Source organism: Escherichia sp. MOD1-EC6475, from assembly GCF_003046645.1.
In the GTDB taxonomy this organism is placed as follows: domain Bacteria; phylum Pseudomonadota; class Gammaproteobacteria; order Enterobacterales; family Enterobacteriaceae; genus Escherichia; species Escherichia ruysiae.
Map to the genome: position 1 here is coordinate 1 of NZ_PZKQ01000057.1, position 10,693 is coordinate 10,693.

Below are 10,693 nucleotides of genomic sequence, written 5' to 3' on the forward strand. Positions count from 1 at the left end.
CCAACTGGCGATGTTATTCCCCCTGGCCAACCTGTTTCGGGTGGACCAAATGATACGTCAGTGGGAGAGATCTCACTAAAAACTGGGGATAACGCCTTAAATGGCGAAGAAACGGTCTAAATAGGCTGATTCGATGTGTTTGCGGGAAAAAAATCGGCCCAGATCCGCGAAATTTTAATCAGCGAGTCAGCTTGGGAAGAAATGACCTGCTTATTCGCACCTTCCCTAAAGGCATTTGAAGGTCGCCGCAAGGATATTCGACAGACGTTCAATTCAGGCATAGCCGGGATCACCTATGCCCAGCTCATAGCCGGAAGTGAGGCGATCGACGTTAAACGTGCTAACAACGCCGTAGACGACGGTTCCGGCATTAAGCGCGCCGTGCCTTCATCATTGAAACATAACGTCGTCACAGTCAGCGTGGAGGCTTCAGATCGCTCCGAAGACCAGCATCACCGCGTAAAAGTGCGCTTTGAGGAATGGGATTCACTGATTGATGAGCTGGGGGATGAGACTAGCGCGGTAAAAGTGACGAAAAAGCTGTGTGCCGGTCGCGTATCCTTCGATTGTGATTGTGGTCGTCATTAATACTGGTATCGCTACATCGCGACCGCCGGTAACTTTGCCCTGGCACCGCCAAAAGAATATGCCTTCCCCAAAATCCGTAACCCTAATCTCAAAGGGATCGCCTGTAAGCACGTGATCCACGCAATGACCCGACTCCAGTCGGCAAGCTGGCAATTGCGGATCGGTCAGGCCATGCTGCAGGCTGCTAAACGTGTAGGGTTCGGTGACGACAAACGACGTACTACTAAGCATTTCACTGAGGAAGACCGGAAAAGATTCAACAAGAACCGTAACTCACAGACTAACCAGGGGGCGATGCGTCAGGAGTGGGATAAATACCAGCGCCGCCAGAAAGCGCTGGGTAATCAGATTGCGCGAGACAGTACAAAGCTACGCACCCTCAGCGACAAACTGTTAAAAGCCCGGAAAATGACGCAAAAACAACGGGCAAAGGCAGAAGAAAGTCAGCAAAAGCTTAAAGCCGAGCAGGATAAAAACAAGGTGCTGCTGCAGCAGCTCGCCGACCGTTTCAAGGTGGAACGCCAGGCGTTTATTGATGCGATGGTAATGACTGGTGTATCACGTCAGGATGCCGAGAAACGCTTCCTGGACTACGTGAAAAACAAAGGCAGGGGTTAATACAAAAGCCCCCAACCTTTCGGTCAGGGGGCTGTTTTACGCGTCCATGAATGAGCTGGGCGGAATGTTGAAGCGCCGCGCAAGTGCTTTCATGTGATCTAGTGTTAGTGAGCGAGTCCCGTTAAGGATGCGGCTCACCAGCGATTTCTTACCAATCTCTTCCTCAAAATCACTCTGAGTCAGTTTGTGCTGGTCCATCAGGACACGCAGCAGGGCCACGCCACTTGGTAACGCTGCAATACGGTCGTTGAACTCTGCGAACTCTTCCGCCTCATCTTCATACTGGGCAATTTTCGCAACCAGCATGTCCACCAGCGGATGATCTGGCTCGTGTTCAACCAGGTATTCAACCAGCGTTAGCGCGTCTTCATAGTCCTTGCGAGAGGCATTGCCCCCCAGGAGGGGGACAATGCTAACCAGGCTGTTTGCCGCCTGGATAGCATCGGTGTACATCATTCTTTAGTTCTCCGGTAAAAATCTGTCAGCTTGTCGTATTCGGCGTGTGTGGTTATGTGCTTTATAAAGATTTTCCCACGTTCAAAATCAGCAAAAAACATCACCCTTAAATTCCCACCGCCAACATCGATCACCCACCACTTCTCCCGATATTTCATTCTGTCCAGCGAGGCAAATCGTTTTTTCATTTCGTCCGGTGAAGTGTAGTTCTCTCTCTTCAAAGTCCGGTATACGTCGTCTAGTGCCGCTGCCTGATTGGGGAATTGCCTGGTGGCTGTATCGAAAGGTGCTCTCGATACAACGTGCATCCTTCGCTCTCCTTGTGTTTCCATCTTGGAATCATAATATCGCACTCCCGCAGAGTTGACAATTTGGAAACTGAAAATAATTAGTGCCTCTGCAATTCACAATCTCCATACAGTGCTCACATACGCAAATTAACCCCGTCAGTGAGGCACTGAATGGGCCGTTTTGATGAATGGTTAGACGACACAAGGCCGGTAACAGTCGCACCGGTTACCGGCATCGGCGATACCATCGGCATGCTGATGTCGCACGGTAATATTTCTCCCTACATCATGGCGTGGTTGATAACCGTGCTGATTCGTCTGGCAACGGGTCAGGGCGTGGTCTCCGCCATGACGGCGGCGGGGATTATTAGCGCAGCGATCCTCGACCCGGCAACCGGTCAACTGGTCGGCGTCGACCCGGTGTTGCTGGTACTGGCAACGGCGGCGGGCTCCAACACCCTGACCCATATTAACGATGCTTCATTCTGGTTGTTCAAAGGCTACTTTGACCTGTCGGTGAAGGATACGCTGAAAACCTGGGGTCTGCTGGAGCTGGTGAACTCCGTGGTTGGCCTGATTATCATGTTGATCATCAGCATGATTGCATAACGTTAATACCGCTCTGGCCCACAGCGCCAGAGCGGTTTTCCATCCTGTCTCAACAATCCTCAATAATCAGATACACCGCCTTCACCGGGCCATGTACCCCAACCACCTTGATAAGTTCAATATCCGCCGTCGAGCTGGGTCCACTGATGATATTAATGCACGATGGCATACGCTCACCGGCCTGTGCTTTCTGATGCAGTTTTTCTGCCAGCTGCGCCACGCGCGGCAGAATGGAGCTTTTACGCAGCACGAAAATCGAGGACTCTGGCAACAGGCTCAGGGAACGCCCGCGCTCCGGTGCGGAAAACAGCACCACGCCGCCGGACTCCGTCAGGCCATATTCGGCATACACCACGCCGACTTTCGCCTGTTCTGCCTGGGTAATATTTTCGCTACCTCGCGCTGGGTCCCAAACCACGGCGTTGCATTCCTGCTGCAAGCGTTCGGTGATACCCAGCTCCACCAGCCGGCTGTCGCCGCTCAGCACCACCGGCTGCTGACCCAATTCTTCGCACAGGCGCAGCGCCGCGTCTGCGGCCTGGTCCTCGCTGGTCAGTTCGCAGCGGGCCAGCATCACTTCGCTGGCAAACTGGATAAACGCATCGCAGCGCTGCTGCGGGCTAAGCTCGGTCAGGCGCTCGTTGGCATAGTTGTTAACCGGCGCGGCATCTGCTTGCGGTTCGAAACGCAGCGGGCGACCCAGCGCCTGGGCGATGGTGTTTAAAAACGCGGTACGGTTATCCATTCTTTTTCTCCTGCGCCTGATGTTTCTTAAACCAGCTGCGGAAGCTCTCGCCGTCAGCATCAGGCAGATCGCGCGCCTCCATCCAGTCACCAATCGCGCCAACCTTGAGCGGGGTTTTGCCGCCATTGATAAACCAGCTCGCCGCATGCGCGCCCGCCATCATCCCGACTTTCCACAGCCCCGGATGGCTATTGGCATAAGCGAACATCCTGATCGCCCGTCGCTCGGCTTTCGGCGTAATGCCCTCCTCGGCCATCACCCGGCGATGACGCAGGATCAGTTTTGACAACGGAATGCGCACCGGGCAGACGCTGTCACAGGCCGTGCATAAAGAACAGGCGTACGGCAGATCCTTAAAATCTTTATAGCCGCCGAGCAGCGGAGAAATCACCGCGCCGATAGGTCCAGGATAGATAGAGCCATAGCCGTGTCCGCCGATGTGGCGGTACGCCGGACAGGTGTTCATACAGGCTCCGCAGCGGATGCAGCGCAGCACATCGCGAAACTCTGAGCCCAGCACCTGCGAGCGACCGTTATCGACAATCACCAGATGGAACTCTTCCGGTCCGTCAACGTTATCCGCCTCGCGCGGGCCGGTCAGCCAGGTGTTGTAGCCCGTCAGACGTGCACCCACGGCGCTGCGCGCCAGCATGGTGATCAGCACATCCACCTCGGCAAAGGTCGGCGCGATACGCTCCATGCCCATCACCGCAATGTGCGTTTTCGGCAGCGTGGTGCACATGCGCGCGTTGCCTTCGTTGGTTACCAGACACACCGAGCCGGTTTCCGCCACGGCAAAGTTACAGCCGGTAATACCGATTTCGGCACTGAGGAAATCCTCACGGATCTTCTGACGAATGAACAAGGTCATGGCTTCCGGGGTTTCCGGGCCGTCATACCCCAGACATTCGTTCAGCACGCGGCGGATCTGATAGCGATCTTTATGAATAGCCGGGACCACGACGTGTGAAGGCGGATCCTGATCCAGTTGCAGGATATATTCCCCGAGATCGGTTTCGATCACCTGGATTCCGGCATCCTGCAGCACATGGTTGACGCCGATCTCTTCGGTCACCATCGACTTGGACTTCACCACCTTCTGCGCATTTTTACTTTGCGCAACCTGCAAAATGTAGCGAGTGGCATCTTCTTTGGTTTTGGCGAAATAGACGTGCCCGCCGTTTTCCGTCACTTTCTCGGAGAGTTGATACAGGTAAGCGTCGAGGTTGCTCAGAACGTGATCGCGGATCTGGCTGGCACGATCGCGCCAGTCTTCCCAGTGGCCTAACTCATCGACCATTTTTTGCCGATTTGCGCCGATACGCTCCTGCGCATTAGCCACGGCTTTGCGCATGATCGGATCTTCTATCTGCTGACGAATGCGCAGTTTAAATTCTACATCGCTGGTTTTTATCGACATCTCTTTCCCCTCAGCGGCTCATCAGCACTTCAGCAATATGCATCACTTTGACCGGCTGGCCTTCCCGTTGCAGTCGGCCGCCAATGTTCAGCAGGCAGCTGACGTCTGCGCCAATCAAATATTCCGGCTTTGCATCCATCAGATGTAAGACTTTCTCTTTCACCATCTCACCGGATATTTCGGCCATCTTGACCGAGAACGTTCCGCCAAAGCCGCAGCAGGTGTCCTGATCGGCAAACGTCAGCAGCTCCAGTCCGCGCACGTTTTTCAGCAGCGTGAGCGGCTCTTCCTTCACCCCCAGTTTGCGGGTCAGGCTACAGGAAGGATGATACACAGCGCGCCCCTGCAGGCTGGCGCCAACGTCCACCACGCCCAGTTTGTTGACGATAAAGGAGGTGAGATCCTGCATACGCGCGGAAACTTTCTCAGCACGTAGCGCCCATTCCGGTTCATCGGCCAGATACGTCGGGTAGCTTTTAACCGCGTAGGTACAGGAGCCCGCCGGGGAGATAATCGGATCGTCGTTGTCTTCCAGCGCGGCGATCAGGTTTTTCATCCCGGGGATCGCCTCTTTGATGTAACCGCTGTTGATGGCTGGCTGGCCGCAACACCCTTGCTTCTCGGGGAAATTAACGCGACAACCCAGTTTTTCCAGCAGCAATACGGAGTCTCGTGCCATCCGTGATTTCAGTGCGTCACCAATACAGGTAACAAAGAAATTTACATTCACAATAACTACTCCATTGCTTTATTTCTGTTTATTGCGCTTGATATCGCGATATCAAGCAAAAGTTCAGTCGTATTTCATGCCCAGTTTTTATGTTTGCTGGTTTTACCAATACCTGGGTTCATAGTGTTGGTCGGATCATTTTCCTGATAAAAACGTGCCAAATTTTCCGGCGCTTTATACAGATGGCCGACATTGTGTTCCGCCGGATATTGCGCTCCGCGTTGGCGCAGTAATTCCAGCATCTGTTCTTTTAACGCGTGGGCATCTACGCCTTTTTTAACGATATAATCCTGATGGAATACATGGCACATAAAATGGCCGTAATAGAGTTTATGCACCAACTGACTGTCAATTTCCGCAGGTAAATGCTCATACCATTCGGTATCATTGCGGCGTAATGCAATATCCAGCGCGAGAATATCCTCAACCTCGTCAGAATGAACGGCCTGATAACGAATGGCAGCACCCGCGGCGGCAAAACGATGCAGAAACGCCTTACTGCCCTCTTCCGCGGTACAGGTAAAGAACGCGCCCTCGGCCGATTTAAAATAGTCCGTTAACCATGCCTGGGCTTCGGCCACACCCTCGCCGGACATTTTCAACATCAGATGGTGTTCATAGTTATCGCGCCAGGTCTTCATCCGCGCCGGGAGATGGCTCGGGAACAGATGGCTAAAAGCCTGCATCGCGCGGTCAGTAAAGTGCGGGCGAAAGATCTTCACCTTCTCAAGTATGGCCTCGGTACGCCCCTTCAGGTTGAAGAAGAACGGCATTTTGTCCGTGCCAAGTTTGTCGATCATCAGGAAGGTATCTTTGCTGTATTTCTCTGCAATATCATAGATATCGCGGTGCATATACTCCCCAGCAACCGGCAGGTTTGTAAAATTCGCCAGGATGTGGCGGCGAATCTCAGTCAGGACATCAGTCTGATTGGTACCGATATAAAAGACCTGCTGGTTCTTCTCGGCTTCAAAGGTATCCAGACGTACGGCAAACACCGCTAACTTGCCCGCGCAGCCAGAGGATTCAAACAGGCGATCCGGGTCAGCGTTGTAACGTGCTGGCGTGTCGGCATTGATGTCCCGCACGCGGCTAACATAGTCGTGATCGTGCGCGTGACGCCCGTCATGGTTGACGAGCGCGGCTTCAATCACATTGTTATCCAGCCGGGCAAGGATTTGCTCTGGCGTCTGACCTAGCTCAATGCCAAGGTGATTGACCAGCTGCAAGCGTCCCTGTTCATCAATGCGGGCAAACAGCGACATCTCGGTGTAAGCCGGGCCTCGCTGGACCAGAGAACCGCCCGAGTTATTACAGATACCGCCGATAACCGACGCGCCGATGCACGAAGAGCCGATCACCGAATGCGGCTCACGGCCAAACGGCTTCAGCGCCCTTTCCAGCGAGTACAGCGTGGTGCCCGGATAAGCCAGCACCTGCTTGCCCTCATCCAGCACATGCAGACTGTCCAGCCGCAGCGTGCTGATAATGACGATCTCGCGGTCGTAGTCATTACCATTTGGCGTCGAACCCTCGGTCAGGCCTGTGTTCGACGCCTGCATCAGGATTATTTTATCAGCCTCAACGCAGGCGCTGAGGACTTTCCAGAGTTCAAGCAAAGAGCCGGGGATAACCACCGCCAGAGCATCACCCTGACCCGAGCGGAATCCCTTACGGTAACGCGCAGTTTTTGACGGTTCGGTGAGGATATGAGCAGGGCCAACCAATTGGGTAAGAGTCGTCAAAAAGGTCTTATTATCAGTATGTTTCATGGAGGGCGGCTCTCCGCTCCTTATATCAGGGCCAGTGAAAATGGCTATAAGTTCATTTGTATGACAAAGCAGAATATTCCCTCAATCAATATCCACATGCAATACCCCATTTTATTTCTTTCGGTACCGCTCACATTTTTTAATGAAATTACCACCGCCATATAATTCATACCTCGCCCTTTGAGGGGATGCCAAAACACTTATTTATTGCAAAGATCACCCCATACCTATTAATGATTAACTCTAATGGGTGTTGTAATATTTAGTGGTTATTCATATTTAATAAAAAAATAACATTATTTATACAATTATTAACCTTTATAACTTTATTTCACTGAAGCGATTCAGTTAGCATTTTTTATTTTATTATTCAGGTAGCTTCCTTCCCCATAAATATAGCTCAGTCTAAAAAAGTAAATCGGGAATTGTAATGCACGAATATTTAATGTTTGCTCTGGCACTCTCTCCTTTGCTGCTGATGGTATTTTTAATACTGAAATTAAAAATGCCCATCCATTATTCCGTACTGATCTCTTTGGTATTCACCGCTGCACTATCGGCAATATTCTGGGAAATGCCCGTACAAAATTTGAAAGCCGCGATAGGGTATGGCGCACTGAAGGGACTATGGCCGATCGTGATTGTGATCCTCGGCGCTATTTTCAGTTATAACGTCATGCAGGCGACCAAAGCGCTGGATATTTTGCGCGATATTCTCGCCAGCATTAGCGAAGATAAGCGTATTCAGGTGCTGCTGATTTCATGGTGTTTTGGTGGATTTCTTGAAGCCGCAGCGGGCTATGGCACGGCGGTCGCTATTCCGATCGGCATTCTCATTGCGCTGGGATTCAACCCGTTGAAGGCGGCGATTGCCTCTCTCGTGGCAAATACAGTTCCTACCGCATTCGGCGCGGTCGGGATCCCGGTTTCTATTCTGGCTGAACAGGTTAATCTGCCGGTTTATACCTTAGGCGGAACCATTATTTTGCAGCTCGCGTTGTTTAATATCCTGCTGCCGTTTGTGATTGTCTGCATTATTGGCGGTGGCCTGAAAGCCATTCGCGGCGTATTTCTGATCACGTTGATTTGCGGCATTTCCACGCTGATTCCGCAATATTTTGTCGCCATCCATCTTGGCGCGGAATTACCCGCTTTTGCCGGTAGCCTGGTCAGCCTGTTTGCCGTGGCGATGGTCAGTCGCCTGCGCAAAGGGAAAACCGATCCAGAGTGGCGCATTGAGGTCAGCCATACCCGCGAAACCACGCCGCGCTCGGCAAAAGTGTTGTTCCGCGTGGGCTCTATCTATCTGTTTATTTTTGTGTTTATCCTGCTGTGTTCGCCGCTGTTTCCGACAATAAAAGGCGCGGCATCCCAACTGGCTTCGGTGCTGCATTTCACGTTGGCTGACGGCAAAACGATGGCACTGAAAGTTGAATGGGTGACCACACCAGGGATGCTGATTATCTTTGCGACCATTATCGGCGGTTTTATTCAGGGAGCGTCCGCACGCGGGATGCTGGAAGTATTTATCAAAACGATTTTCCAGCTTAAAAACTCTATCGTGGCAATTATGGCGATCGTCGCGCTGGCCACGGTGATGGATCTCAGCGGGATTATCTCCACACTGGCGCAGTCGATTGTCGATCTGACCGGCAGCTCGTACGTCTTCCTCGCCCCGGTGATTGGCGCGCTGGGCACGTTCGTTACCGGCAGCGATACCAACTCGAACATTCTGTTTGGCAAGCTGCAAACCATAGCTGCCAGCAAGTTACATATCGATCCCAACTGGCTGGCGGCGGCCAATACCTCTGGCGCTACGGGGGGCAAAATGATTTCGCCGCAAAGCATCGCCATCGCGGTTTCTGCCACCAAAATGGACGGTCAGGCCAATCAGATCATGTCTGGCACCATGAAATACTGCTGTGCCTACATTGTGATCCTTGGCCTGAAAGTCGGTCTCTTTTATTACTGGTTTATGGCGTAAGCCATTGTCAACCCCGTCAAATTCGCGGCAATCGTATTTGACGACACAGTGACCAAAAAGGTTTATACCACCCCAGAAACGGAACAAGGCGACAGGCTTTACGATTTGTCGGCGCTGACTAAAATAGCGCCGATGTTTCAAATCGAGGATTGTTGTTATGTTGTTCTGGAAAAAGATGGTGAAGAAGTTCGACGCCTTTTCCGCGTTGATTCCACCACGCTACTTCCGCGTGTAATACCTGGCACTTATTCCTGATGGCGCTTCGCTTATCAGGCCTACATTTCACACTCATTTGTAGGCCTGCGTTTCACGCTCATTTATAGGCCGGATAAGGCGCGAGCCGCATCCGGCAGCAACAGCAGCGTAAAATGCTCACCCCTTTCTCTTACGCAGACCGCATGCTCTTAACACCACCACCCACTGAAGTGGTCAACAAAAACTGGCCACCGCGTTAGAGTTTTTCCAGTATCGGTTTTCTGATTCGTTTGGCGGTAACCCACCGTTATATTCGTGCGGTCTTTGTGCGCTGTAATATCCAACGATATAGTCCGTTATTGCGTGAGCTGCATCGCTGAAGCTTACATAGCCCGTCGCCGGCACCCATTCGTTCTTCAGACTTCTGAAGAAGCGTTCCATTGGGCTGTTATCCCAGCAATTTCCGCGCCGGCTCATACTCTGCCTGATCTGGTATCGCCACAATAACTGCCGGAACTGCCTGCTCGTATAATGACTGCCCTGATCGCTGTGGAACATCACCCCGCCGGGCTTACCACGGGTTTCCCATGCCATTTCCAGCGATTTCATGGTGAGCCTGCTGTCCGGCGAGAACGACATGGCCCAGCCCACTGGTTTTCTTGCGAACAGGTCGAGAACAACGGCGAGGTACGCCCAGCGCTTACCCGTCCAGATATAGGTCACATCACCGCACCACACCTGATTTGGCTCGGTCACGGCGAACTGCCGTTCAAGGTAGTTAGGGATAGCAACATGTTCATGACCACCACGTTTATACCGGTGAGTCGGCTGCTGACAGCTGACCAGCCCCAGCTCTTTCATGAGCCTGCCAGCAAGCCAGCGTCCCATCTGGTAGCCTCTCCGGGTTGCCATTGTGGCGATGCTTCTTGCTCCGGCCGAACCGTGGCTGATGCCATGTAGCTCAAGTACCTGACTGCGTAATACAGCCCGTCTGCCGTCTGGTTTTTCAGGACGGTTTTTCCAGTATCTGTAGCTGCTGCGATGAACCCCGAACACATGGCAGAGTGTGACCACAGGATAATGCGCTCTGAGTTTCCCGATTATCGAGAACTGTTCAGGGAGTCTGACATCAAGAGCGCGGTTGTAGATTCAATTGGTCAACGCAACAGTTATGTGAAAACATGGGGTTGCGGAGGTTTTTTGAATGAGACGAACATTTACAGCAGAGGAAAAAGCCTCTGTTTTTGAACTATGGAAGAACGGAACAGGCTTCAGTGAAATAGCGA

Annotated in this window: 11 protein-coding genes and 3 pseudogenes; 7 read left to right on the forward strand and 7 right to left on the reverse strand. The window is 52.3% G+C overall.

Annotation, left to right across the window (positions count from 1 at the left end; all coding sequences use genetic code 11):
• The 3 genes from A7589_RS23350 to A7589_RS23355 form a co-directional block, all read left to right on the forward strand.
• Nucleotides 1-79, forward strand: a 79-nt coding sequence (locus A7589_RS23350; RefSeq protein ID WP_235613319.1) for a hypothetical protein, incomplete at its 5' end; no start/stop codon positions are given.
• Between the two features lie 122 nt (nt 80-201).
• Entirely contained in the window at nt 202-588 is a 387-nt protein-coding gene (locus A7589_RS22885) for a hypothetical protein (RefSeq protein WP_133174898.1), read from the forward strand.
• Nucleotides 589-711: 123 nt separating this feature from the next.
• The gene (locus A7589_RS23355) at nt 712-1,206 is read left to right on the forward strand and encodes a hypothetical protein (RefSeq protein WP_229218523.1); all 495 of its coding nucleotides are present in this window, start codon (nt 712-714) and stop codon (nt 1,204-1,206) included.
• 36 nt (nt 1,207-1,242) lie between these two features.
• Here A7589_RS23355 and A7589_RS18565 read toward each other — a convergent pair whose 3' ends face one another.
• Together A7589_RS18565 and A7589_RS18570 are read right to left on the reverse strand one after the other, a co-directional pair.
• Nucleotides 1,243-1,662: a helix-turn-helix domain-containing protein gene (locus A7589_RS18565; RefSeq protein ID WP_000990392.1), complete on the reverse strand. Its 420-nt coding sequence runs from the start codon at nt 1,660-1,662 to the stop codon at nt 1,243-1,245.
• On the reverse strand, nt 1,659-1,970 hold the full coding sequence (locus A7589_RS18570) for a type II toxin-antitoxin system HigB family toxin (protein ID WP_000558568.1): 312 nt from the start codon (nt 1,968-1,970) through the stop codon (nt 1,659-1,661). The genes A7589_RS18565 and A7589_RS18570 overlap by 4 nt, the downstream gene beginning before the upstream one ends.
• Nucleotides 1,971-2,180: 210 nt before the next feature.
• Here A7589_RS18570 and A7589_RS18575 point away from each other — a divergent pair.
• Nucleotides 2,181-2,561 (forward strand): annotated as a pseudogene (locus tag A7589_RS18575) (GntT/GntP/DsdX family permease); the annotation flags it as partial.
• Nucleotides 2,562-2,610: 49 nt separating this feature from the next.
• Here the strand turns inward: A7589_RS18575 and A7589_RS18580 are convergent.
• The 4 genes from A7589_RS18580 to dld form a co-directional block, all read right to left on the reverse strand.
• A complete protein-coding gene (locus A7589_RS18580; protein WP_000370412.1) occupies nt 2,611-3,306 on the reverse strand; it encodes a LutC/YkgG family protein in 696 nt (231 codons plus the stop codon).
• Entirely contained in the window at nt 3,299-4,726 is a 1,428-nt protein-coding gene (locus A7589_RS18585; protein WP_059239965.1) for a LutB/LldF family L-lactate oxidation iron-sulfur protein, read from the reverse strand. The genes A7589_RS18580 and A7589_RS18585 overlap by 8 nt, the downstream gene beginning before the upstream one ends.
• Before the next feature lie 10 nt (nt 4,727-4,736).
• A complete protein-coding gene (locus tag A7589_RS18590; RefSeq protein WP_001102107.1) occupies nt 4,737-5,456 on the reverse strand; it encodes a (Fe-S)-binding protein in 720 nt (239 codons plus the stop codon).
• A gap of 74 nt (nt 5,457-5,530) precedes the next feature.
• Nucleotides 5,531-7,228, reverse strand: a complete 1,698-nt coding sequence (dld, locus tag A7589_RS18595; protein WP_003033249.1) for a D-lactate dehydrogenase — start codon at nt 7,226-7,228, stop codon at nt 5,531-5,533.
• 430 nt (nt 7,229-7,658) lie between these two features.
• Here dld and A7589_RS18600 point away from each other — a divergent pair, with 430 nt between their 5' ends.
• The gene (locus A7589_RS18600; RefSeq protein WP_000545263.1) at nt 7,659-9,212 is read left to right on the forward strand and encodes an L-lactate permease; all 1,554 of its coding nucleotides are present in this window, start codon (nt 7,659-7,661) and stop codon (nt 9,210-9,212) included.
• 429 nt (nt 9,213-9,641) lie between these two features.
• Here the strand turns inward: A7589_RS18600 and A7589_RS18605 are convergent.
• A pseudogene (locus tag A7589_RS18605) lies at nt 9,642-10,547 on the reverse strand (IS3 family transposase); the annotation flags it as partial.
• Between A7589_RS18605 and A7589_RS23360 the strand changes: the two are divergent.
• Nucleotides 10,535-10,615 (forward strand): annotated as a pseudogene (locus A7589_RS23360) (hypothetical protein); the annotation flags it as partial. The pseudogenes A7589_RS18605 and A7589_RS23360 overlap by 13 nt on opposite strands.
• A partial coding sequence (locus tag A7589_RS23365; protein WP_226478917.1) for a hypothetical protein occupies nt 10,612-10,693 on the forward strand: 82 nt, incomplete at its 3' end. The pseudogene A7589_RS23360 and the gene A7589_RS23365, both read left to right, overlap by 4 nt.

Bases quoted from the DNA above. Each gene is read 5' to 3' on its own strand.
- A7589_RS22885 (WP_133174898.1), top strand. From the start codon at position 202: ATGACCTGCTTATTCGCACCTTCCCTAAAGGCATTTGAAGGTCGCCGC.
- A7589_RS23355 (WP_229218523.1), top strand. From the start codon at position 712: ATGACCCGACTCCAGTCGGCAAGCTGGCAATTGCGGATCGGTCAGGCC.
- A7589_RS18565 (WP_000990392.1), bottom strand. From the start codon at position 1,662: ATGATGTACACCGATGCTATCCAGGCGGCAAACAGCCTGGTTAGCATT.
- A7589_RS18570 (WP_000558568.1), bottom strand. From the start codon at position 1,970: ATGCACGTTGTATCGAGAGCACCTTTCGATACAGCCACCAGGCAATTC.
- A7589_RS18580 (WP_000370412.1), bottom strand. From the start codon at position 3,306: ATGGATAACCGTACCGCGTTTTTAAACACCATCGCCCAGGCGCTGGGT.
- A7589_RS18585 (WP_059239965.1), bottom strand. From the start codon at position 4,726: ATGTCGATAAAAACCAGCGATGTAGAATTTAAACTGCGCATTCGTCAG.
- dld (WP_003033249.1), bottom strand. From the start codon at position 7,228: ATGAAACATACTGATAATAAGACCTTTTTGACGACTCTTACCCAATTG.
- A7589_RS18600 (WP_000545263.1), top strand. From the start codon at position 7,659: ATGCACGAATATTTAATGTTTGCTCTGGCACTCTCTCCTTTGCTGCTG.